This window comes from Acinetobacter geminorum, from assembly GCF_013009345.1.
Taxonomy (GTDB): domain Bacteria; phylum Pseudomonadota; class Gammaproteobacteria; order Pseudomonadales; family Moraxellaceae; genus Acinetobacter; species Acinetobacter geminorum.
The window spans coordinates 1-23,113 of the sequence record NZ_JABELE010000020.1; the positions used below are offsets into that span (position 1 = coordinate 1).

At 37.5% G+C, this 23,113-nt stretch carries 21 protein-coding genes and 1 pseudogene; 13 read left to right on the forward strand and 9 right to left on the reverse strand.

Translation table 11 applies throughout. The features are described from left to right. Positions 1 to 294: 294 nt before the first annotated feature. Both HJG58_RS16160 and HJG58_RS16165 read right to left on the reverse strand, forming a co-directional pair. On the reverse strand, positions 295 to 852 hold the full coding sequence (locus tag HJG58_RS16160) for a peptidylprolyl isomerase (protein ID WP_069037330.1): 558 nt from the start codon (positions 850 to 852) through the stop codon (positions 295 to 297). A gap of 157 nt (positions 853 to 1,009) precedes the next feature. Next, entirely contained in the window at positions 1,010 to 2,080 is a 1,071-nt protein-coding gene (locus HJG58_RS16165; RefSeq protein ID WP_069037331.1) for an alpha/beta hydrolase, read from the reverse strand. A gap of 210 nt (positions 2,081 to 2,290) precedes the next feature. On the opposite strand from HJG58_RS16165, the gene HJG58_RS16170 reads away from it, so the two are divergent. Further along, complete coding sequence (locus tag HJG58_RS16170; RefSeq protein WP_069037332.1) at positions 2,291 to 2,641, forward strand: hypothetical protein; 351 nt, start codon at positions 2,291 to 2,293, stop codon at positions 2,639 to 2,641. Between the two features lie 165 nt (positions 2,642 to 2,806). On the opposite strand, the gene HJG58_RS16175 is transcribed toward HJG58_RS16170, so the two are convergent. After that, positions 2,807 to 3,037 carry a hypothetical protein gene (locus HJG58_RS16175; protein WP_000733015.1) on the reverse strand — a complete coding sequence of 77 codons (231 nt, stop codon included), beginning with the start codon at positions 3,035 to 3,037 and terminating at the stop codon, positions 2,807 to 2,809. A gap of 392 nt (positions 3,038 to 3,429) precedes the next feature. Continuing rightward, positions 3,430 to 4,296 carry an MBL fold metallo-hydrolase gene (locus HJG58_RS16180; protein WP_069037333.1) on the reverse strand — a complete coding sequence of 289 codons (867 nt, stop codon included), beginning with the start codon at positions 4,294 to 4,296 and terminating at the stop codon, positions 3,430 to 3,432. Between the two features lie 107 nt (positions 4,297 to 4,403). On the opposite strand from HJG58_RS16180, the gene HJG58_RS16185 reads away from it, so the two are divergent. From HJG58_RS16185 to HJG58_RS16210, 6 genes and pseudogenes are all read left to right on the forward strand, one after another. Then, on the forward strand, positions 4,404 to 5,297 hold the full coding sequence (locus tag HJG58_RS16185) for a LysR family transcriptional regulator (RefSeq protein ID WP_069037334.1): 894 nt from the start codon (positions 4,404 to 4,406) through the stop codon (positions 5,295 to 5,297). Between the two features lie 162 nt (positions 5,298 to 5,459). Next, complete coding sequence (gene grpE, locus HJG58_RS16190; RefSeq protein WP_002115470.1) at positions 5,460 to 6,014, forward strand: nucleotide exchange factor GrpE; 555 nt, start codon at positions 5,460 to 5,462, stop codon at positions 6,012 to 6,014. A 118-nt stretch (positions 6,015 to 6,132) separates the two neighbouring features. Further along, the gene (gene dnaK / locus HJG58_RS16195) at positions 6,133 to 8,073 is read left to right on the forward strand and encodes a molecular chaperone DnaK (protein ID WP_002115449.1); all 1,941 of its coding nucleotides are present in this window, start codon (positions 6,133 to 6,135) and stop codon (positions 8,071 to 8,073) included. Positions 8,074 to 8,399: 326 nt separating this feature from the next. After that, on the forward strand, positions 8,400 to 9,305 hold the full coding sequence (locus HJG58_RS16200) for a matrixin family metalloprotease (protein ID WP_170249642.1): 906 nt from the start codon (positions 8,400 to 8,402) through the stop codon (positions 9,303 to 9,305). Between the two features lie 95 nt (positions 9,306 to 9,400). Continuing rightward, positions 9,401 to 10,409, forward strand: a pseudogene (locus HJG58_RS16205) (M57 family metalloprotease). A gap of 101 nt (positions 10,410 to 10,510) precedes the next feature. Further along, positions 10,511 to 10,885: a hypothetical protein gene (locus HJG58_RS16210; protein ID WP_014207668.1), complete on the forward strand. Its 375-nt coding sequence runs from the start codon at positions 10,511 to 10,513 to the stop codon at positions 10,883 to 10,885. Positions 10,886 to 10,948: 63 nt separating this feature from the next. On the opposite strand, the gene HJG58_RS16215 is transcribed toward HJG58_RS16210, so the two are convergent. From HJG58_RS16215 to HJG58_RS16230, 4 genes are all read right to left on the reverse strand, one after another. Next, entirely contained in the window at positions 10,949 to 12,241 is a 1,293-nt protein-coding gene (locus HJG58_RS16215) for a lytic murein transglycosylase (protein WP_069035710.1), read from the reverse strand. A 623-nt stretch (positions 12,242 to 12,864) separates the two neighbouring features. Next, the gene (locus tag HJG58_RS16220) at positions 12,865 to 13,986 is read right to left on the reverse strand and encodes a 5-(carboxyamino)imidazole ribonucleotide synthase (RefSeq protein ID WP_032038269.1); all 1,122 of its coding nucleotides are present in this window, start codon (positions 13,984 to 13,986) and stop codon (positions 12,865 to 12,867) included. 9 nt (positions 13,987 to 13,995) lie between these two features. Then, positions 13,996 to 14,508, reverse strand: coding sequence for a 5-(carboxyamino)imidazole ribonucleotide mutase (gene purE / locus HJG58_RS16225; protein ID WP_000994663.1), 513 nt, complete (start codon positions 14,506 to 14,508; stop codon positions 13,996 to 13,998). Positions 14,509 to 14,690: 182 nt separating this feature from the next. After that, entirely contained in the window at positions 14,691 to 15,053 is a 363-nt protein-coding gene (locus tag HJG58_RS16230) for a DMT family protein (protein WP_075384089.1), read from the reverse strand. A 240-nt stretch (positions 15,054 to 15,293) separates the two neighbouring features. On the opposite strand from HJG58_RS16230, the gene mpl reads away from it, so the two are divergent. Then, a complete protein-coding gene (gene mpl / locus HJG58_RS16235) occupies positions 15,294 to 16,667 on the forward strand; it encodes a UDP-N-acetylmuramate:L-alanyl-gamma-D-glutamyl-meso-diaminopimelate ligase (RefSeq protein ID WP_069036311.1) in 1,374 nt (457 codons plus the stop codon). Positions 16,668 to 16,735: 68 nt separating this feature from the next. On the opposite strand, the gene HJG58_RS16240 is transcribed toward mpl, so the two are convergent. Continuing rightward, complete coding sequence (locus HJG58_RS16240) at positions 16,736 to 17,986, reverse strand: low temperature requirement protein A (RefSeq protein ID WP_069036312.1); 1,251 nt, start codon at positions 17,984 to 17,986, stop codon at positions 16,736 to 16,738. A 135-nt stretch (positions 17,987 to 18,121) separates the two neighbouring features. Here HJG58_RS16240 and HJG58_RS16245 point away from each other — a divergent pair, with 135 nt between their 5' ends. From HJG58_RS16245 to HJG58_RS16265, 5 genes are all read left to right on the forward strand, one after another. Beyond that, a complete protein-coding gene (locus HJG58_RS16245; protein ID WP_017481218.1) occupies positions 18,122 to 18,718 on the forward strand; it encodes an undecaprenyl-diphosphatase in 597 nt (198 codons plus the stop codon). Between the two features lie 317 nt (positions 18,719 to 19,035). Continuing rightward, positions 19,036 to 19,992, forward strand: coding sequence for a TerC family protein (locus HJG58_RS16250; protein WP_000447695.1), 957 nt, complete (start codon positions 19,036 to 19,038; stop codon positions 19,990 to 19,992). 188 nt (positions 19,993 to 20,180) lie between these two features. Continuing rightward, the gene (locus HJG58_RS16255; protein ID WP_069036313.1) at positions 20,181 to 20,546 is read left to right on the forward strand and encodes a hypothetical protein; all 366 of its coding nucleotides are present in this window, start codon (positions 20,181 to 20,183) and stop codon (positions 20,544 to 20,546) included. 21 nt (positions 20,547 to 20,567) lie between these two features. Beyond that, the gene (locus tag HJG58_RS16260) at positions 20,568 to 21,728 is read left to right on the forward strand and encodes a glutathionylspermidine synthase family protein (RefSeq protein WP_069036314.1); all 1,161 of its coding nucleotides are present in this window, start codon (positions 20,568 to 20,570) and stop codon (positions 21,726 to 21,728) included. 292 nt (positions 21,729 to 22,020) lie between these two features. Next, complete coding sequence (locus HJG58_RS16265) at positions 22,021 to 23,076, forward strand: aromatic ring-hydroxylating oxygenase subunit alpha (RefSeq protein ID WP_069036315.1); 1,056 nt, start codon at positions 22,021 to 22,023, stop codon at positions 23,074 to 23,076. Positions 23,077 to 23,113 lie beyond the last annotated feature (37 nt).

Below are 23,113 nucleotides of genomic sequence, written 5' to 3' on the forward strand. Positions count from 1 at the left end.
AATCAATCAATGAAAATTATTTCGATTAATCAATCAGTAAAAATCCACACAAGTTGTTCTTCAATTCTCTTAATGATTTTTCTGCTCTTCGTCAGAGACAGAATTCAACGCAACACTAAGCTTTCATCTTAACCCTGTGAGCTAAGATATTCTCGTGTATCGCGTCGGGATGAGTGCATTATAGGGAAAAAAAACTGGTACGCAAGCACTTTTATAAATATGCACGTTCGACCGGTTCTTTTTCAGCCAAAAAAAATCTCAAAAATAAGCAAATATATGATTTATATAGTTAATTTATTTTTGAAGAGTTTTAAACTTTATATCTACTATCTTTATAGACTGTTTTGGTACGTTTTGATGCATGCCATAGTTAGATGTAGGGACCTGAACAATACGGTCAACCACATCCATTCCTTTAATTACTTTTCCAAAAACTGCGTAACCCGGATTACCAGCAGAACGATTTAAAAAATTATTATCTGCAACGTTAATAAAAAACTGACTAGTAGCTGAGTCAGGATTTGCAGTACGAGCCATTGCCAGCGTTCCTCGTGTGTTAGCAATTCCATTCCCAGCTTCATTTTTGATAGGTGCTCGCGTAGTCTTTTCCTGCATATTTGCAGTAAGGCCACCACCCTGCACCATGAAGCCCGGAATTACACGGTGAAATATCGTATCTTTATAAAAGCCTGACTTTATATAGTCTTTAAAATTCTTCACACTCTTTGGTGCTTTATCATCATAAAGTTGTATTTCAATATTGCCTAAATTTGTTTGCATTTCAACCAAAGTGTCAGCCCATACTGAATGACTGCTCATACCCAAACAACATAACATTAATAATTTTTTCATATCTTCCTACAATAAAATGCAAAACTTAATGAAGAATAAATTTAATCATCTATATAAAAGAATTCTAGTGAGTATTTATTATCTTTTATTTAGCACTTTATATTTCAGATTTGACTATTAGTCCACGTTCCACGTGAAACATGGACTAGGCTTTTGTTTAACTATTTTTATCCCAGAACTTTCTGAAGTTCTTACTGATCTCGATAGTATATCTTTTTGCCTTTTTAGAAATAGGTGTCAAATTTATAAAACCATGGGTTTGGTCTGGATATTCTTCATAATGCATTTTGACGCCATTTTGTCTTAGCTTATAGCTATAAATTTTCGCTTCATCATGCAATACGTCATGACCAGCCGTAATCACGAAAGCTGGTGGGTTCTTTTTCAAATTACCATAGGTTGGAGAAATAATTGGATCATCTAATTCTATATTATGCTGAGTTGCATAATATTGAGTGACATAATTAATATCATTATCTGTTAAAACCAATCCTTCGTTATAAGCATAGAAAGAAGGATGTCGACTTTTAAAATCTACTGTAGGATAAATAAGAAGTTGTGCTTGTGGAACATAAGGTTTGTTTACTGATCGTTGAGCCACAACAGTACTGATATTTCCGCCAGCACTATCTCCTGCTACAGCAATACGATTTTTTAATATTTTTAGTTGTCTGCGATTTTGATATACCCAAGCTAAGGCATCTTCACATGACTGAATTAAATGTTGAGGTGAAACTTCAGGTGCAAGAGGATAATCAATACTGAGAACTTGTACTTTTGCATATTTTGCCAATATACGACAAACCTCATCATGAGTATCTAAACCACCCACAACAAACCCTCCCCCGTGATAGAAAACAATAAGAGGTAATTTTTTATTCGGGGACGGATGATAGTGTCTTGCGAAAACAGTTCCACTTTGGAGCGGTAAACGAATGTCTTCTACTGAATCAATTTCCGTTGATTTCTGGCGTATAGCCAGCATTTGTGTATCAAACTGCCGTCTAGACTCAATAGGATCTGGACCAATAAAACCAATACGCCCCTGTTTGATTTGTACGGCCATCATACATTTAGTAAATGAGTCGAGATCTGGGTATTGGTAGGCATATCCAAGGATTTTGGCAAGTGATTCTTGAGCTAATCGAGGTAACTTATCAAGAGCTCGAGCAGCAGGCCCTTGGCCCTTATCTAGCAATGTTTGAATTTTTTGATTAAATGCTGTCATGCCTATCTCCATGAATTCCTCTTATCCTTCATATTTTCTACAGAATTCTTTGTTGTTTGACTATATTCGCATACAACTCATGTAATCAAGATACAAAGGTAAAAACCAATCTACGCTAATCTGATTTATAGCAAATGTCATTAACAAATCTGTCGTTTCAAGCAGGAGTTTTTTGCCAATTATTGTTAACAGATAAAAAGAGGTACTACTATGTCAGCAAAACTAGTTGTTACTTTATTAGCAACCAGTCTTTTAACTGTAGGCTGTGTAGCTTATACAGATGATCCTTATTACCGCGGTGGTTACGGTTACCATGATCATGATGATGATCGCTATGACCGCAATGATGGACGTCGATATAGTGACTGGGAACGAAAACGTTGGGAAGAGCGTAAAAGAATATACGAACAACAACGTAAGGATGCTCGCGAACAAGACAAAAAACGTCGTGAATGGGAAAAAAGACGCCATCAGGAGGATAAAAAACGCCACGAGTGGGATAAGAAGCGAGTAGAGGATCGTGACCATAACAACCGTCGAGATTATCGTCATGATGATTAAATTTATGACTACATAAAAGCCCCAAAAGATAAGTCTTTCGGGGCTTTTTTGAGAAATCCACATTCTCTTGATTATAGAATAATGAGTAGCAGCTCATTTCATATATAAATTGGCATCTTAAATATATGCACTCTATAACCTTTTAACTGTTCTTATCGCTAAGAATTACTGAGCAGTTGCAGAACCTGAAACAGAACCAGAAGCACCAGCATCAACTTGACCTGGTTGAGCTTGACCAGAAACGCCAGCATCTACACCCACACCAGCTTGTACGCCAGATGGGCTAGCGCTAGTTTGAGCTGAACCTGATGCATTTAAACCAGCTTCAGATGCACAACCAACAGCTGTAAAAGCAACACCAGCAAGTACTACAGAGATAAGACCTAATTTTTTCATAATCACTTTCCTTTCATTACGACAAACATTTAAATGCAAAGTTCATCTTCGCGCTGCCTATAATTCACAATTTTTTTTTCTGGCGTGCGTATCATTGGTTGTCTTTTGTAGTAATAGAAGTACAAATTGTGCAATTTTTTATTAAAACCTCTTCCTTAGCCGCACCTCTACCTTTTATATAGAAGCTATAACTTAAGCTTTTGTTTAATTTTATCAATTTCTAATTTTTATCTTAGCCTTTTACTCTCGTTAAAAATTTTCTCTTTATAGAAACGCTATATAAGGTGCGTAGAATGTTACAGAGACTTTTTACTTGAAAATGTCTTATTTCATAAAAAAAGCCGGGGATGAACCACGGCTTTTTTAAAAAATTGATGGCGTTTCGATTTAAATTACGGCCATTGCATCTCGCCTTTTACAACTTTTGCGCCTAGCTCTAGGCTATCCACACTCTTTAATGTTGGATATTGTTTCTGCATGAGCTGACTTAGCTCACTCGCATTTTTACTTACTTTAATCGCTTTCTCATAGCTCTTGAGATAGTCGATAGAAAAGTTAACCGCATCTAAACCTTGTGGACCTCCCTCAACCATATGAGCTGGAACAACTGTTTGAGGTTGGAGTGATTTAATACTTTCTAAAGCTTGAATCACTTCATTGCGATCTTTAACTTTTGGTGTATCTGCCATCCACAAATGAATACCTGAAGATACTGGGATACCGCCTACAACAGCTTTCAAAGAAGGAATCCATAAATAAGTAAGTTCTTTCTTACCTTTAATCTCGATCGACTCATTCTCTAGTTTTAAAGTTTTAGCAGTATAAGCTTGAGGTACAATAATTTGGCTAGGCGCATTTGCACCCATTTGTGGACCCCAATACTTCACTTTAAGCGCTTGAGTATCTTGAATATGTTTAACAGTTTCCGGTGTAGCGATGATTTGTACATTTGGGAAGTATTGTTTAAATACATCTAAGCCAAAGTAATAGTCCGGATCGCCATAACTTACGAAAATTGTCTTTAGTGTTTTACCGCTATCGAGAATATCAGCAGCAATACGTAATGCTTCAGATTTTGAAAATTGTGCATTCACCAATAGAACTTCTTTATCGCCTTCAATTAAAGTAGAAGTCACACCGAAATGTTCGGGTTTAGCCAGAAAACTTTGGATTTTCAAATCTTGCGCAAAAGCTGAGGAAGCTACCGTTAAAGCAGTCGCAGTTGCTAGGGCTGAAGCAGTTAATTTAAAAAATTTCATTATGTATTCTCCAATTTCATGAGAAATACTTTAAATTGCAATTCTTGTGAGGTAAATGCACTAAATTAAGATAAACTGTTGCATATATTGTAATAATGATAAAACATATGGACACATTAAAAGCCATACACGTCTTTGTTTCTATTGCTCAGCATGGCAATTTAACCAAAGCTGCCGAACATCTAAATTATTCCCGTGCAATGGTTTCTCGCTATCTTGAGCACCTAGAGCACACATTCTCAACTCGACTATTTCAAAGAAATACCCGAAAAATATCTCTCACCCCAGCAGGTGAAAAAGCCCTCCTCTACTGCGAAAATATTTTACAACAACAGCAACTTTTACAAGAGTTAGCCGCACCTGAACAACATAATGGTACGATTCGTTTTACCTGCGGTTTATTTTTATTTCAATTAGGGGTTGGAGAATGTATCCGCCAATTTAAACAGCAACATCCGCATATTCAATTTGATGTATATCTGACTGAAAATACAATGGACTTAATTGATGCGCAGGTCGATTTAGCCTTACGTATAACGCAAAAAGTTGCAGATGGATTAATTGCGAGACCAGTTTGTCAAATCGAATCTGTATTCTGCGCTCATCCTGATTATTTAAAGCAACACAGCCCCCTCTCCCATCCAAGGCAACTGATTCAACATGAATGTTTAGCCCACCATAGCCAACATCAATTTTGGACTCTTTTTGATAATGAACAGCAGCCTCAAAACTATGCTTTGAACGTCACCTTTAAAAGTAATGATGTAAATGCTGTTTATGACATGTGTGTACATGCTCAAGGTGTGGCAATGTTACCTACTTTATTAGTTAAAAAAGATTTAAAAGAAAAACGATTAGTTCCTTTATTTAAAAACTTTTCAGCTCCTGAATTAAGTTTGTCGGTGGTATATGCTTCAAGGCAACATTTACCCAAAATAACGCAAGAATTTATTGCTTTTATGATCGAAAATTTAGATTTTTACTTAAAACCGCAAAATTAAAAGTTTTAAATTGCCGTGTACGCTTGAATTTTTAGGCAATGCCCATACTTCATCCCTATTAATGAATTACAGCATATGCATGGCAGTTCAGGTTTTACCCAGTAAATGCTGATGCCAAAAGGACTGTACATGTTTAAAAACCCATTTAAACGGAGATCATCAATGGCTAATGAGCAAAATGAGCAAGCTCAAGACATTCAACACGAGCAAGCAGAGCAATCTAATGAGCAAACTCAGGCTGAAGGTGTAGAGCAAGCAAACGACGTTACCGTTGAATCTTTACAAGCGCAAATCACCAAATTAGAAGAAAGCCTAAAACTTGAAAAAGCACGTACTGCGAATGCAGTTTACGAAGCACAAAAAAGTGTAGAGCGTATTCAACGTGAGTCTGACAAGCATAAAGAGACTGTGCTTGAAAAATTTGCAAAAGAATTACTAGATTCTGTTGATAATTTAGAGCGTGCAATTCAAGCGGCTGGTGATGAAGAAACGCCAGTACTTGAAGGTATTAAACTGACCTTGAAGTCGCTGTTAACCACACTTGAAAAATTTGGTGTTGTAGAAGCTGATACAAAAAATGGCTTCAATGCAGATTTACATCAAGCTGTAGGTATTGACCCAAATGCTAAAGCGAATGAAATCGGTAGCGTTTTACAAAAGGGCTATACATTAAATGGTCGCTTATTGCGCCCTGCTATGGTAATGGTTGGTCAATAAATAATTTTTTGAGAGTTTTTAGATTTTTTTTCGCTAAAACGCTTGAAAAAAATAGATTCACTCTCATATCGGATAACAAGCAAAAACATTGCAAAAGAATTTTTGAGGAAAACGTCACATGGCAAAAATTATTGGTATTGACTTAGGTACTACCAACTCATGCGTTGCTGTACTTGAAGGCGATAAAGTAAAAGTAATCGAAAACGCTGAAGGCGCACGTACAACTCCATCGATCATTGCTTATAAAGATGGCGAGATCTTAGTAGGTCAAAGTGCTAAGCGTCAGGCAGTAACTAACCCGAAAAATACATTATTCGCTATCAAGCGTTTAATCGGTCGTCGTTATGAAGATCAAGCGGTACAAAAAGATATCGGTCTTGTACCTTATAAAATCATCAAAGCAGACAATGGCGATGCTTGGGTTGAAGTCAACGATAAAAAATTAGCGCCTCAACAGGTTTCTGCTGAAATCTTGAAAAAGATGAAGAAAACTGCAGAAGACTATTTAGGTGAAACAGTTACTGAAGCAGTTATTACTGTTCCTGCTTACTTTAACGATGCTCAACGTCAAGCAACTAAAGATGCGGGTAAAATCGCTGGTTTAGACGTTAAACGTATCATTAACGAACCAACTGCTGCTGCACTTGCGTTCGGTATGGACAAAAAAGAAGGCGACCGTAAAGTTGCAGTTTACGACTTAGGTGGTGGTACTTTTGACGTATCAATCATTGAAATCGCAGACCTTGATGGCGACCAACAAATCGAAGTGTTATCAACAAACGGTGATACTTTCCTTGGTGGTGAAGACTTTGATAACGCATTAATTGAATTCTTAGTTGAAGAATTTAAGAAAGAACAAAGTGTGAACTTGAAAAATGATCCACTTGCGTTACAACGTTTGAAAGAAGCTGCTGAAAAAGCAAAAATCGAGCTTTCTTCATCAAATGCAACTGAAATCAACCTTCCATACATCACTGCTGATGCAACTGGTCCTAAACACTTAGTGATCAATGTAACACGTGCGAAACTTGAAGGTTTAGTTGCTGATTTAGTTGCTCGTACAATTGAGCCTTGTAAAATCGCGCTTAAAGATGCTGGTCTTTCGACATCTGACATCTCTGACGTGATCTTGGTTGGTGGTCAGTCTCGTATGCCACTTGTACAACAAAAAGTACAAGAATTCTTTGGCAAAGAGCCACGTAAAGACGTGAACCCTGACGAAGCAGTTGCTATCGGTGCTGCGATTCAAGGCGCGGTATTGTCTGGTGACAAAACTGATGTTCTTTTATTAGACGTAACACCATTAACTTTAGGTATTGAAACAATGGGTGGTGTATTAACACCAATCATTGAGAAAAACACGACGATTCCTGCGAAGAAATCACAAGTGTTCTCTACTGCTGCTGACAACCAGCCTGCTGTAGACATTTCAGTTTACCAAGGTGAACGTAAGATGGCTCAACAAAACAAATTGTTGGGTAACTTCCAATTAGGCGACATTCCACCTGCTCCACGTGGTGTGCCACAAATTGAAGTATCTTTCGACATCAATGCTGATGGTATCTTGAAAGTATCTGCTAAAGATAAGAGCACTGGTAAAGAGCAATCGATCCAGATTAAAGCGAACTCAGGTTTGTCTGATGCTGAAATCGAAGCAATGATTAAAGATGCTGAAGCGAATGCTGAAGAAGATCGTAAGTTTGAAGAACTTGCAAAAGCTCGTAACGAAGCTGATGCATTAATTTCAAGCTCGAACAAAGCTGTTAAAGATCTTGGTGATAAAGTTACTGAAGATGAAAAAACAGCTGTAAGCACTGCCGTTTCTGAACTTGAAGCAGCAACAAAAGAAAATGATGTAGAAGATATCAAAGCAAAAACTGAAGCTTTACAAAACATCTTGATGCCTATCACTCAACGTGCTTATGAACAAGCGCAACAAGCTGGTGGTGCTGAAGGTTTTGATCCAAATGCATTCCAAGGTGGTGATGCGGGTCAACAAAAAGCAGATGATGGCGTTGTAGATGCTGAGTTCACTGAAGTTAAAGATGACAAAAAATAATTTGTTTCTTTAATAAAAAACCGCGCTTAGGCGCGGTTTTTTATTGGTTACAAAAATTAACAATAAGATTTTTAATGATATTATCCAAATATTTCTGTCAGAAAGATCAATGATAAAAACTAAATAATTAATTTTAAATAATATTTTTCTATTAAAAAACCACTGTTATTTACTACATTAATTATTTGATTATTGCCAAGTCTGAGAACATCTTTTTTAATTTTTCGATCAATATCACAAACGCCACCTAATCTATTGAGATTTTTATCATTTTGACGAATTAAATTAAGTAGCTAACAATAAGATTTATTTATATTTTTTTTGCCATGAAAAAATTTCTATGGTGGGGATTGAGCTTATGCTTATGCATGGGCTTACAAACAACACTTTTTGCTCAAAGCAATCTGCTAATTCATTCATCTCATCAGCCTTTAAAATACCGAATTGCTTTTATTGATCCGCGGTTTCAACTTACTAAAGAACAACTAGTTGAGGTAAGTCGGCAAGCTGCTGAAATCTGGCAAAAAGAAACTGGAAAGACCTATTTTATTTATGACTCACAGGCTCAATTGTCAATTAACTTAATCTATGATGATCATCAAATATTTAAAGATGAACAACAAAACAATTTGGATGCACTTTTGCAAAAGCAGGAAGCATGGCATATTAAAAATGAAGAAATTATTCTAAATAAACAAGAAATTGCTCGACTATCAAGTGATTTAAACAAGAAAAAGGCCAGTCTAAAAGCGGAGTTTGAACAATATCAACAAGGTGTAACGCGCTTTAATCAAGGAGAACATCATTACTCTAGTGCCAATAATTTAAAAGAATGGCAAAAACAACTAGAGCAAAAATCAGAAAATTTAGGCAATGAATCCAACAGTCTAAGTTTTAAAATTCAAGCACTTAACTTAAAGATTAAAGAGCTAAATCGAGAGCAAAGTGATTTAAGTGCCTTAAAAACACAATTCAAGTTAGAGCAAAAAACTAGTATTCAACCCTTCCATAAAGGATTATTCAGTCAAAACCAAATCCAGATTTACGGCTATGCTTCTTTAAATGATTTACGCTTGACCCTTGCTCATGAACTTGGGCATGCTTTAGGTCTAAAACATACTACCAACCCAAAATCTTTAATGTATCCATATTTAAAAGAGCAAGATATTCATAACTTTAAATTAACAGATTCAGATTTAGATTTATTAGGATCAATTTATAGGTCCAATTAAGTAAAAATCATTAAAGTTAAATAATTAAAAAAACTAAATAAAATTAGATATATTAAATTTTTTCTAAAAAATAATTTGGCATTTGGCAAAAAATAATGAGACTAAAGTCTCATTTATTTATCAAAATCGTACGTTTTTTGATTGATTTTTCATTTTATATTCTTATAATACGTTTTTTTTAAATCTCCCCCTTCGATTATGCGTTTAACATCTTTGTTATTAGGCGTAGCCTTCGCTTTTTCTAATTTTCAGGCTAATGCTAATCTTGCGACTCCAGCTCATACTCAAATCCAGCAAACAACAGGTCAACATTTGACTTATAAAATTGCTGATATTGATCCACGTTTTGGTTTAAGCCAAGACCAGTTGATTCAAATTAGTCAACAAGCTGCGGACATTTGGAAACAAGGCACTGGACATGATTATTTTACTTATGATCCAAATGCAAAATTAGAAATTCGTTTAGTTTACGATAATAGCCAAAGCCGTTCTGAACAGCGTCAAAAAATCGCAGCTCAGTTCCAACAAGAACAGCAACGTGTAATTGATGAACAGCAACAAATTAAGCAATTGAAGCAAACTTTAAGTCAAACTCAGTCTAACCTTGAAAGTAAAAAGCAGATTTTGAACGAAAAATTGAAAAATTTTGACCAGCAAATGATGCAACTTAACCAAGGAAAATTAGCACCTGAATATAGTGCCAAATCTCTGGCTAAAACTCAAAAAGAGTTGCAAAAACAAACTGTTGCTTTAAAGAAAGAAATTGCTGCATATAATCAGCAAGCTAAAGACTTAAATGTCAAAGTTACTCATTTTAATCAGATTAATAATGAGTTTAATAATTCATTGAACCAATTTAAGCAAAATGCTCAAGCGGATGTCTTTAAAAAAGGTATCTACAACGGCAAACAAATTGTGATTTATGAGTTTAAGTCTATTGATGATTTACGTTTAACGATTGCTCATGAGTTAGGACATGCACTTGGTTTAAAACATAGTGATCAACCAAATGCATTGATGTACTCAGTACGTAAAGATGGTGACAAAAAAATCACTGGCCTTACTGATGCTGACCGTGATCTATTAAGTAATTTACCTCAGTAATTAAAAGCTTGATATAAAATGATGTATCTATTTCTAGGTAGATACATCGAAATTGATATCAAAGTCATGTTATTGTGGTCATAAGAGCTAACGAAAATAGAATGGAGATCAAGATGAGTTATTATCATATCCTGATTGAAGTAAATGATCATATCAGCACAATTGAACAGACTCGCGATATTGAACTGTTTGATATTATTGAAATTAAACCATATCTCCATTCTATTCTAATTCCCTTTTTCAATGAGCATGAAATCGAGCTTGAGGATGAAAATATCGAATATAAAGATATTCTTCATCTTGAAGTAAAACAGACTCTGTTACCGATTGAACATTTAATTGAAGAAGAGCAAAAGCAATTACCAAGTGATACTGATGTCACGATCACTGCGTATGAAATCTTTAATGATCGTGATTTAAGCCAAGATGTTACGTCAGTTATTTTTGATATTTTGGAAGCAGTTAAATTAGAGTAATCATCTTATATAAGTACCTATAAAAAAGGTCTGCATGAGCAGACCTTTTTTATTATTTTCAGATTATTGCATCATTTTCTGAGCTTGTTCTTGACGGAATGCACGTAAAATTTGTTGCCCTGCCCGTCCCGTTGGGTTTAAACCTAAACGAGTTTGCTCCTGACGAATAGCTACGCGAGTTTTATCTCCAATAAGGCCGTCAACTGCACCAATATCATAGCCACGATTAATCAAAAACTGTTGGATTTCACGACGTTCTGCACGTGAAGTTCCTGGATCATCAGTTGGCCAAGACGCAACAAATGGACCAGCACCTTTTATACGATCAGATAAATGTGCTATCGCAAGTCCATAGCTTTCCGCAGCGTTATAGCTGTAGATAGCATCAAAATTCTTAAATACTAAAAATACTGGACCATTTACACCTGCAGGTGCCATTAAACCCGCTGAAGTATTGCCAGATAAAGCTCCTTGAACAAGTGGAGAACCATCAATTCGGGTTACCCCTCGTGCACTCCAGCTACTTAAAGCTTTCTTTGAACGTCGCCCTTCTCCATCAATTGACATACCTTGGGGAACTTTGACTTCAAAACCCCACGGCATTCCTGTTTGCCAACCTGCTTTATTTAAGAAATTAGCTGTTGAAGCCAGCGCATCAGCTGTACTCGACACTAAATCTCGACGACTATCTCCATCAAAATCAACAGCTAAACGTTCATAGGTAGATGGCATAAATTGAGTATGGCCAAATGCCCCAGCCCATGAACCTTTCAATTGATCTTCGGTTAAGTCACCACGTTGTAAAATACGCATAGTGGCAAAAAACTCAGTGCGGAAATAACTTTGTCGACGCCCTTCACAACTTAAAGTCCCGAGTGCTTGTAATAAAGGATATTTTCCAGAAATATCACCAAAATTACTTTCAACCCCCCACACTGCTACAATTGTTTCCGGCGGCACACCATAAGTTTGAGAAGCACGGTTTAAAACATCTCGATGTTGCGCCAGTTTTTGTTTACCAAGCTCAACGCGCTCTTCATCAACTAGACCAGAAAGATAATCCCAAATTGGTGTCGAAAATTCTGGTTGATAGTTTAATTTATCAATAACTGAATAATCTGGGGTCAAGTTTTGGGTATAACGATCATAAGTGGTACCCGATACTCCAGCAGCAATTGCTTGAGAACGTAAATTTGCCAAACAGCTTTGGAAGTTATTATTAGGCGTATAATCTCCGCTCGTCACTACTGGAACAGTAGCACTGCTAGATATTGTAGAACCATTAATTACGAGCTCTGCTTGAGCCTGAGTCATCGCTAAAAATACAGAGCCAACAATACAAGAAAAACGTCGCATATTATCCTAGTTCGATTTTTAAATTTAAATTTGTAAGTACCATACCATTATGAGTCCAAAATTTCAGAGAGAAAACGTAAATTTAAATTCATACTCTCTACTTTAAATTCATTTCCCATATTTTAAATTCAAATTTTCTACTTTATTTTTGAATTTAAAATTCTCTAGATCCAAATTATTAGTTTTGAATTCAAAAACGGCACTCGAGTTTAAATTCAAAAGTACTTATTTAAATTTAAAATACAAACCTCTCCTTGTTGTGGATAACTTTATCCACAATACAGCCAAAACACCTCTACCCCTTAATTCTATTCTATATCACCTTATTATTTATTACAGGTTAGAGCCAGTCACCACAGAAATCCGTATTTTTAAATTTAAAATCAGCCAAAATTTTTAAATTCAAAACTTCATACCAATTGACTTCTATTTTTGAATTTAAAAAGATACATCCAACTCTCTCATTTAAATTTAAAAATACTTTTGTGGATAACTAATTTTAAATTCAAAAGTTCCAATTAAAGTTATCCATAACCCAAAAATATGAATGTTCTATTATTTTTTAAATTTAAAAGATAAAAAAAGCGATCCGAAGATCGCTTTTTAGAGTATTAAATTTACTTTTAGAGGGTCATATCTGCTGTTAAAGCGAGTGGTTCTGGCAAAATTTCTGCCAATTGACGACATAAATTCGTCAATTCATTACTATCCACAGGCATTAAAGTGATATGGCCTAATTTGCGGCCAGCACGTTCAGACTTGTTATAAAGATGTAGATGAGCACCATTTAAGGCAAGTACATCTTCAGTTTTAGGATGCTGACCGATGATATTGATCATAACCGTTGGGCGAACAACGTCTGTTGAGCCTAATGGTAAACCTGCAACAGCTCGAATATGGTTTTCAAACTGAGAACAGACCGCGCCTTCAATTGACCAGTGGCCTGAGTTATGCACACGCGGTGCCATCTCATTTGCACACAAACCTTGTTCTGTTACAAATAGCTCTAGAGTCAGCACGCCAACATAGTTGAGATGATTCAGCAAACGTGTAATGTAGTCTTGAGCAACAGGTTGCAAAGCTTCACTATTTGGTGCCGGAACAATTGAATGCGATAAAATACCATTATGATGATGGTTTTCAGCCAGAGGCCAAGTTTTTACTTCACCATTTTGGCCACGCACCGCAATAATTGAAACTTCGCGAGAGAATTTAACAAAGCTTTCGGCAACTAGACTTTTTGCAGGACCAAGCTCAGCCCAAGCAGTATCAATCTGGTCTTCTGAACGAAGTACAAACTGGCCTTTGCCGTCATATCCACCAGTTGCAGTCTTAAGCACGATCGGTAAACCAAGCTCAGCCACAGCCTTTTTCAAGCTTTCTAAGCTATCTACAGCACGATACGGCGCAACAGGAATAGTAAGCTCATCAAACAATGCTTTTTCTGACAAACGATTTTGCGCAGTTGCTAAAGCAACACGGGGAGGGTGCAATGTTTTGGTTTGTGTCAAAACATCAACATCTTCAACTGGCGTATTTTCAAACTCAAGACTGAAAACATCAGCACTTTCAATAAACTGCTTTAAACCTTGCTCATCTTGACTAGAAAAAACTTGGCCTAAAACACCTGCTGGACAATCTGTATTTGCTTCAAAAAAAGTACATTGAATATTTAATGGTAAAGCTGCTTGCGCCATCATACGGCCCAATTGCCCACCACCAAAAATACCGATAGTTTTATCCATTTCAGCCTCTTACACCTGACCCGGAATATTGTTGCTTGCAACTTTATCAGTTTGCGCAGCACGGAAATCAGCAACATTTTTTGCGATTTCTGGACGAGTTAAACCTAAGATTTGTGCAGCCATAATCGCAGCATTGGTCGCACCAGCTGGACCAATCGCTAAAGTACCCACTGCGATACCTGCTGGCATTTGTACAATTGAAAGTAATGAATCTACACCATTTAAAATTGATGATTTAACTGGTACACCCAACACAGGTAAGTCAGTTTTTGCGGCACACATACCTGGTAAGTGCGCAGCACCACCAGCGCCTGCAATAATCACTTGAATACCGCGATCACGCGCAGTTTCGGCATATTCAAATAAACGGTCTGGAGTACGATGAGCAGATACCACTTCCGCTTCAAATGGGACACCAAGCTGTTTAAGCATATTGGCAGTATGTTCAAGCGTTGCCCAATCGGACTGGGAACCCATGATAATTCCGACTAAAGGTTGGGTATCTGTTGCGACCGCGTTCATTGGCATTTCCAAAGCGTAAAATGGTAAAACTCGACTTGTACCAAGCCAAGCATGAGAGAAAAAGATGAGGCCAATATTATAGCTGTTTTTTCACTCACCCCAAAGCCCAAGTTTATGAGGAAAAAGCATGAATCCGATGGATTTAACAACGATCTATCCGAAAACAAGATTTTGATTAATTTTTACTGGCTTCTAAATACGAAATAAACACAACCAAATAGGCATAACATTGCCCATAAGTAATCGAGTTTAAAGGGTTGCTTAAACAAGAAAATCATAAATGGCACAAACACAACTAGGGTAACCACTTCTTGAGTGATCTTCATTTCACCGAGTAACCAGCCTTGTGCGCTTAGCATACGAGTGGCAGGGATCATAAAACTATATTCAAGTAAGGCAATAATCCACCCGAATAGAATTGCTTGCCAGAGTGGGGCATGGTGCAAAAACTTAAGATGCCCATACCATGCAAGTGTCATAAAGCAGTTAGAAATAATTAATAGCGTAAAAGCTAAAACCGTTGGGCTCAAAGGCACATCCTTCATCATCACGATGATTTAAGTATTTTAACGATACAAAATATTATAAAAGATAAAACTGTAATTCAGCTTAAATCCAAAAAATAAAGCTGTAGTTTTATCCGGGCCTCAAACACATAGAACAACAACGATTTTTGACTATCTTTTCGAGTTTAGCCTTGCTATCGTTGCTGGCAAATTTATCAATAATGCACACACAGCAATTCATTTTAATGTTGTGTACAAAAGCAGTGGAGAAGGCGAGCAATGCATCTGCATATCTTGGGTATTTGTGGCACTTTTATGGGCTCTTTAGCACTTTTGGCTCGTGATTTAGGACATAAGGTAACCGGTTCCGATTTAAACGTTTACCCACCGATGTCTACCCAGTTAGAAAATGCAGGCATTACACTCATGCAAGGCTATGATCGTAGTCATTTACAGCCTCATCCGGACTTGGTTATTGTCGGCAATGCCATGAAACGTGGTATTGATGCTGTGGAATATATGCTGAACGAAGGCTTACCATATATTTCTGGCCCTCAGTTTCTTGCAGATCATGTTTTACAAGGCAAACATGTCCTTGGTGTAGCAGGTACTCACGGGAAAACAACAACTACGACCATGTTGGCTTGGGTACTTGATCAAGCTGGTTTAAATCCGGGCTTTTTAATTGGTGGTGTTCCACTTGGTTTTAGTGAAAGTGCTCGTTTAGGCGGTGGAAAATACTTCTGTGTTGAAGCCGATGAATATGACTCTGCTTTTTTTGATAAGCGTTCTAAGTTTGTTCACTATCACCCAAAAACGGCAATTTTAAATAACCTTGAATTTGACCATGCCGATATTTTTGATGACCTAGCAGCGATTCAAAAACAGTTCCATCATCTTGTGCGTACCATTCCAAGTGAAGGCCGTATTATTGCGCCGATTACTGAAACGCATATTGATGAAGTGCTTGAAATGGGTTGCTGGACACCAGTAATTCGTACAAGTTTAGAAGCAAATGAAAAAGCTGCTTTGTCTGCCGAACTCATTTCAATTGATGGCAGCCATTTTAAAATACTCGAAAATGGCAATGTCGTTGGCGAAGTGAAGTGGAGCATGACTGGTCAACATAGCGTAGCGAATGCTTTGGCCACGATTGCAGCCGCTCAACATGTAGGTGTTACGCTTGAACAAGCTTGTGAAGCTTTGTCTAACTTTGGCGGTGTAAAACGTCGTATGGAGTTGTTAGGCACAGTCAATGGTATTGAAGTCTATGATGACTTTGCTCACCATCCAACAGCAATTGACACAACTTTAGATGGCGCACGCAAACGCTTAGGCGAACGCCGTTTATGGGCCATTATTGAACCACGTTCAAACACCATGCGTATGGGCAGTCATAAAGATGGCTTAGCACACTCAGCACGCTTAGCAGACGAAGTCATCTGGTATCAGCCAGAAGGCTTAGATTGGGATTTACAACCAGTGATTGAAGCTGCTTCTAACCATGCTCAAGTGAGCCGTTCACTTGATGAAATTATTGAGCGTATTGTCAATGAAGCAGGTGAGGGCGATGCCGTTGTAATTATGTCTAATGGTGGCTTTGGTGGCTTACATCAAAAATTAATGAGCGCATTAAAAGCAAAAGCTGCTTAAATTTCGCTTTAGATGATTCAATAAAAAACGGGTTTCAAATTGAAACCCATTTTTTATATCAGTGACTTTTAAACCTTTTCTGGCTCTATATTGGCCATAAATTTATTGGAAACCATTAAACGTAAACTATAGACAATGCCCATCGCAAAAACGCTATATCCCACGTTATTACAAATAAACGGAATACATAAAATAATGAGCGCTGTGATTGGATAAAACCATTTCGTGATTCCAGATAAACACTGAAACTCATAAAGTATCCAAATACAGGTGGTATAAAGCACCACACTCACCGCAACGACTATTCCCATGTATAAATCAGAAATATGTGCATGATGAGTTGTAACATCAACGGCAGCAGCAAGCGCAGCACCTACCGCAGCAATACTGACAAAAACAAAATAATGACCGTATCCCCAAACAAATGGGCGTACACCTTTTACATGATGGTGTTGCTCACTACGATCAAAATAAGCCCACCACATTGCGAACATCAACATCAATCCACCGACCATCAAGAAAATGGCAGGGATATTCATTGACTGAGCGGCTAAAGCATCACGTATAGCATTAAAACTACCGACAATCGACTCACCCAACACAATAATTGTGAGTAAGGCATAACGTTCTACAATATGATGAGGATGCCACGGCGTTGGATTATATTTTTCTGCATAGATGGGAATAAATAGCTCCATCACTGCTAAAAATAAAAATAGAGGAATAGAAAGTATGTGTGCAAAATTAGCAACTAACCAACCTACCTGAACCAAGACAATGCCTACAGCATAGCGGTAAGCTGTAATACGCCTTTCTGGGTCATATTTTGCAGCTCGGAGCCACTGAGTCACTAAGGCCATTCGCATGATCACATAACCAATAATGATTACATCAAAATCCTGACTACGAAATACATCAGGGATACCCGCTGCCATCACCAATGAACCTACAATCTGTACAAAGGTAAGGCATCGATACAATGCATCATCATTATCGTAAGCCGAAGCAAACCATGAAAAATTCATCCATGCCCACCACAGCGCAAAAAATACCATCAGGTAGCTTGGTAGCGCATGCCAGAGATGATTTTCAATAATTGCATGATGTAACTGCTGACCTGCTGTTGCAATCGCGACCACAAAAATCAAATCGAACAATAATTCGAGGGGAGTTGCTGCTCTATGCGGCTGTTTTGGATCTCTTGGAGATAAAGGCCTCAAACTTAATTTTTTCTGTTTTTCTTGAGTAGTCATAAAATAACGTTCTCGAATAAAGTGCCAACACGTTAACACTTTAATATTAACGGCCAGAACACGCATTAAAAATTATCTAGACCTGCTGTTTAATCTTTACTCACAAACGAGCTATATTTCATTTTTGTGACAATTCTTTATCAAGACCTTAAGCTTAATTCTTTATCATAGCTCACGTTTTTGTTCTTGTTTGGAATATGAATGTCTTTAGAAACACTCAACCTTAGCTTATTCCATGTGATTAATGGAGCTCAGGATGCGAGTCAATTTATCATTCGTCTTGCTATCTTTTTCGCTAATGATCTCCTCTATATTCTTTTATTCATCCTTACATTTTTATGGTTTTATGGCGATCAAGATTTAAAAAATAGGGTTATTAAATCTGTCTTTTTAACCTGTGTTTCGCTTTTAGTCGGTTATGTTATTTCTCTGTTTTACCATCACTCCAGACCGTTTGTAATGGGTGTGGGTACTACGTTTATTGAACATGCACCAACGGCATCTTTTCCAAGTAATCACATGCTGATTTTCAGCACTATTGCTCTGTCTTATTTGTTTGCTCAGCGCAAAATAATTGGAATTATTCTTTTATTTTTATCATTTGTAGTGGCGTGGTCACGTATTTATTTAGGTGTGCATTTCCCTTTAGACATGTTAGGGGCTTTTATTGTCGCACTACTAGTCAATACAGCAGGTTATTACTTCTGGAATGCTTACGGTACAAGTTTGACCACATTCTGTATTCACCTTTACCAAATTATATGCAAACCGCTTTTAGATCGCGGATTGATTAAATAATCCATAGATCTTTTTGCATTAGAACTACAACATTAAGTTCAGTTGCGTAATACAAAAAAATCTGCCATTCTATGTGTACTTGGATATGTTTTATCCAAAACAGAATTTAGTTTGACAAGGGGAGTAGCCTCCTCCAAACATAACAGCAATGTTATGTGTCAGATATCGTCAATACGCTTTTATTAAAAAGTCGGTATCTGAGCATCGTGAAATTCATGATGTAGGCAAGACCTTGATCATGTTGAAACAGATGTTTAATTCATCTGGCAACTGGTCGAGGTTTTTTTATGCCCAATTGCCGGATGTATGGAGGATTTATGGAAACAATCGGCAATTTATGGCTGTATGTAGCATTCTTTGGCATAGTCATTGTCATGCTCCTGATTGACTTTTTAGGCTTTAAGCAAAAGCAAGGTCAGGATGTCTCAATTAAGCAAGCTGCTTACTGGAGTGTGGCGTGGGTAAGCGTCGCAGCCTTATTTGGTGGTGGTTTATGGCTTTACCTACAACAAACGGTTGGGGTGACCTTAGCAAACCAAAAAACCATGGAATACTTTGCAGGTTACTTACTCGAAAAGTCCCTCGCAATTGACAACGTTTTCGTCTGGTTAATGATTTTCGCAGCGTTTGCTATTCCAGCTGCACTACAACGTAAAATTTTGCTCTACGGCGTATTAGGTGCAATCATACTGCGTACCCTCTTTATTTTTATTGGTGCATGGTTCGTTCAAGAGTTTTCCTGGGTACTTTATATCTTCGGTGCGTTCTTGGTATATACAGGCTTTAAGTTCTTAAAAGGCCAAGAAGAAGAAACCAATATTGAAGATATCAAACTCTTAAAATGGTTACGTAACCATATGCGTATTACACCACAGCTTGAAGGTGACAAATTCTTTGTACGTCAAAACGGTTTATTATGGGCAACGCCGTTATTTCTAGTTTTGATTTTGGTTGAAGCTTCAGACGTGATTTTCGCCGTAGATTCTATTCCTGCTATTTTCGCGGTAACTAGCGACCCGTTTATTGTTTTAACGGCGAACTTAATGGCAATTTTAGGTTTACGCGCAATGTTCTTTTTACTTGCTGGCGCTGCGACTAAATTGCATTACTTGCCATACGGCTTAGGTATCATTTTATTGTTCATTGGTGCGAAAATGTTGTTGCTTGATGTATTCCACATGCCAATCTGGATCTCGTTAAGCTTTATCGTAATAGTGTTAGCAATCACTGCTTACCTTTCTCTACGACACAACAAAAAGCAATTGCAGTCTTAATTCATCACAACAAGGCATCTACACGTGAGATGCCTTGTTATCTAAATTTTCAAAATAGACTGTACTTTAAAAAAACAGATTAATATTATATGCCAACTTAAAATTTATCTTTCCTAATCAGAAACATAATAGATAACAGCTATTCGGTATTTTATGCCGAACATACTTATTAAAATGTGTGGAGTCTCATGCGTTCTAAAAAAATTAATCTTGTCGTTGTCCCTCTATTACTCACGGCATGTAGCCATAATGATGGTCCTTTAGTACAAGACGTATATAACAACCAATATGACTGTGCTCGCGACTGGAATACCCAAACCTGTGAAGAAGAAAATAGCTCCAGTGGACATGGTTCTAGCTATGTTGGTAGTCGCTATTTAGGGCCTGCATATTATCAAAATAATCGAGAAGTTTCTTACCACGGCAATACCTTACATCCTTACAGCAATTTGAGTGTAGGCCGACCAATTATTTCAAGCACAGCGAAAAGTTCGTCTTTTTCATCCCCAATTCGTGGTGGTTTTGGTCGTAGCGGTTTTTCTTTCGGCGGCTAAGTCTTTAGGCATTCACTTAATATGAAAAGAAAAATATTTACTCCACGACCAGACTGGCAAGTGGAGCATCAAAATATTGGTTTTGATTATTTTAATTTACCTTCTCTCGATGGCTCAATTTACTGGTCTGAAGGGGTTGCTTATGAGTTTACCCTTAAACAGGTTGAACAACTGGAAGATGCGGCAAATGAACTGCATCAAATGTGTTTATCGGTAGTAGGAGACCTCATTCAACGGGGAAACTATCCTGCTTATTTCCAAATTCCAGAAACAGCCATAAGCCATATTGAACATTCATGGAAACAAAATGCTCCAATGCTGTATGGCCGCTTTGATTTCGCTTACGATGGGCGAAATATCAAAATGCTGGAATACAACGCCGATACACCTACCGGCTTACTAGAAGCGTCTGTAGCGCAGTGGCTGTGGATAGAACAAGTCTCAGGCATTGCGAACCGAGACCAGTTCAATAGCATTCATGAAGATCTGATTAAACGCTGGAAGACAATTTTACCGCGTGGTAGCCATGTGCATTTTGCTGCTTGTCAGGAAGCGGGAAGGGAAGACTGGGGCAATCTAGAGTATTTGATGGATACTGCTTATCAAGCTCATCTACAAGTTTCCGAGCTTTCTATGGAAAACATAGGATGGAACGGTCAAAATTTTGTCGATCTGCATAATCGCCCCATTCAAAATATATTTAAGCTCTACCCATGGGAATGGATCTGGGAAGAAGCATTTTCTCAATATATCCATCCACAAACACAGTGGATTGAACCTTGTTGGAAAATGTTACTTTCGAATAAAGCGATTCTGCTTGAGCTTTGGAAGCGTTATCCAAACCATCCATTATTGGTCGAAACCCATACCTATAACTCGCAGCAAGCTTTGTCTGGCAAATGGGTGAAAAAACCGATTTTGGCAAGGGAAGGGGCTAATATTCGAGTTTTACAAGATGGCCATGACCAAGGTGCAGCTTCTGGTAGTTTCTATTTTGATGACTATGACAAATATGGTTATGTCACACAAAAATGGGTAGATACCCCATTATTTTCAGGACAACTCCCTACACTCGGATTATGGATGGTCGGTCATCAATGTGCAGGTATGTCCATTCGTGAAGATTGCTATGACATTATTGGTAATGATGCCCACTTTGCAGCACATTATTTTGTTGAGTAATAAAGGCCTAGTAATTTTAAAAAAAGCACTTTTAAAGTGCTTTTTTATTGTGCCTTCGACGCAGTCCATCAGTGTATTGTAAGTGCATTGCGAATAATGAGCTTTAGTTTTAAAAGTTAAATTAGAACAAAAATTCAAAAATATAATGACTTAATCTTATGTAATTTAATACTTTTATTCTTATTTCCTTAATTAAAAAACAATATTGGCAAGCTCTTTGCATCTCCTAAAAAGAAAAAAGCCTAGATTTTAAGGGCTCGCGAGAGCCCTAATTTTTTTAAGGAGTAATGCCATGAATGCTATCCCAACTTTAACGCCCCTTGCCATGCCGTGTAACAGCAGTTTTGAAGCAAAAGATTGGGAAATTTTATCGAACCATTGGTATCCCGTCGCACGTACTCAAGATGTCTCTACTGCACCTCAACGAGTCACGCTACTAGACGTCAATATGGCGTTATATAAAACAGAAAGTGGAGAAATTCATCTGGTTCGAGACATCTGTCCACATCGTGGGGTGCCTTTAACCAAAGGTTGGGTAGATGGTGAGGAGATTGTGTGTCCTTATCATGGTCTACGCTATAACAGCGAAGGGAAATGTACCCAAATACCAGCTCAGCCCGAACTAACTAAAATTTCTGATCGTTTTTCTCTGACCAAATTTCCAGTTGCACAAAAATATGGTCTCATTTGGACCAGTATTCATGGTCGTGATATTGCTAAAGCCAATATTCCTATATTAGATACTTGGGACCACGCAGAGCATCAATCAATTTTACCGCCTTTCGTCGATATTGGTGGTTCTAGTGGACGTCAACTTGAAGGGTTTATTGATGTCGCTCATTTTGCATGGGTGCATCACAACGCCTTTGCGAATCGTGATAACCCTGTCGTCCCTAAATATCACACTGAACGTACCGACTATGGTTTAAAAACGGTCTATATCAGCAATGTTAGTAACTATCCGCATGAATTAAAACATCTCGAACCAGAAAGCTTTTTGTGGAAACGCACCTTTGATGTTTATCCACCTTTTTCAGCCGTGCTTACGGTCGATTTTCCAGAAGACGGTGTTTTAAAAATCTTGAACGCCTGTTGTCCTATCTCAAGTAATAAAACTCGTTTATTTGTTCCACTCACCCGTAACTTTGACCAAACAGGCGATTTAGAAAAGGTATATGCATTTAATGCCCAAATTTTTGCCGAAGACCAAGATATGGTCGAATCACAAAAGCCAGAAGAACTGCCGCTTGATTTAATGATGGAAGCACATTTTGAAGCAGACCGTTCATCAACAACTTATCGAAGGATTTTGGCTGAATGGGGACTAAGTAAACGTTATACCGTTTAAATCTTGGCTAACTGGGGTACAATCAATCGAAAAAAGT

Coding starts and splice junctions, on each gene's coding strand:
- HJG58_RS16160 (WP_069037330.1), bottom strand. CDS start 852: ATGAAAAAATTATTAATGTTATGTTGTTTGGGTATGAGCAGTCATTCA.
- HJG58_RS16165 (WP_069037331.1), bottom strand. CDS start 2,080: ATGACAGCATTTAATCAAAAAATTCAAACATTGCTAGATAAGGGCCAA.
- HJG58_RS16170 (WP_069037332.1), top strand. CDS start 2,291: ATGTCAGCAAAACTAGTTGTTACTTTATTAGCAACCAGTCTTTTAACT.
- HJG58_RS16175 (WP_000733015.1), bottom strand. CDS start 3,037: ATGAAAAAATTAGGTCTTATCTCTGTAGTACTTGCTGGTGTTGCTTTT.
- HJG58_RS16180 (WP_069037333.1), bottom strand. CDS start 4,296: ATGAAATTTTTTAAATTAACTGCTTCAGCCCTAGCAACTGCGACTGCT.
- HJG58_RS16185 (WP_069037334.1), top strand. CDS start 4,404: ATGGACACATTAAAAGCCATACACGTCTTTGTTTCTATTGCTCAGCAT.
- grpE (WP_002115470.1), top strand. CDS start 5,460: ATGGCTAATGAGCAAAATGAGCAAGCTCAAGACATTCAACACGAGCAA.
- dnaK (WP_002115449.1), top strand. CDS start 6,133: ATGGCAAAAATTATTGGTATTGACTTAGGTACTACCAACTCATGCGTT.
- HJG58_RS16200 (WP_170249642.1), top strand. CDS start 8,400: ATGAAAAAATTTCTATGGTGGGGATTGAGCTTATGCTTATGCATGGGC.
- HJG58_RS16210 (WP_014207668.1), top strand. CDS start 10,511: ATGGAGATCAAGATGAGTTATTATCATATCCTGATTGAAGTAAATGAT.
- HJG58_RS16215 (WP_069035710.1), bottom strand. CDS start 12,241: ATGCGACGTTTTTCTTGTATTGTTGGCTCTGTATTTTTAGCGATGACT.
- HJG58_RS16220 (WP_032038269.1), bottom strand. CDS start 13,986: ATGGATAAAACTATCGGTATTTTTGGTGGTGGGCAATTGGGCCGTATG.
- purE (WP_000994663.1), bottom strand. CDS start 14,508: ATGAACGCGGTCGCAACAGATACCCAACCTTTAGTCGGAATTATCATG.
- HJG58_RS16230 (WP_075384089.1), bottom strand. CDS start 15,053: ATGAAGGATGTGCCTTTGAGCCCAACGGTTTTAGCTTTTACGCTATTA.
- mpl (WP_069036311.1), top strand. CDS start 15,294: ATGCATCTGCATATCTTGGGTATTTGTGGCACTTTTATGGGCTCTTTA.
- HJG58_RS16240 (WP_069036312.1), bottom strand. CDS start 17,986: ATGCGTGTTCTGGCCGTTAATATTAAAGTGTTAACGTGTTGGCACTTT.
- HJG58_RS16245 (WP_017481218.1), top strand. CDS start 18,122: ATGTCTTTAGAAACACTCAACCTTAGCTTATTCCATGTGATTAATGGA.
- HJG58_RS16250 (WP_000447695.1), top strand. CDS start 19,036: ATGGAAACAATCGGCAATTTATGGCTGTATGTAGCATTCTTTGGCATA.
- HJG58_RS16255 (WP_069036313.1), top strand. CDS start 20,181: ATGCGTTCTAAAAAAATTAATCTTGTCGTTGTCCCTCTATTACTCACG.
- HJG58_RS16260 (WP_069036314.1), top strand. CDS start 20,568: ATGAAAAGAAAAATATTTACTCCACGACCAGACTGGCAAGTGGAGCAT.
- HJG58_RS16265 (WP_069036315.1), top strand. CDS start 22,021: ATGAATGCTATCCCAACTTTAACGCCCCTTGCCATGCCGTGTAACAGC.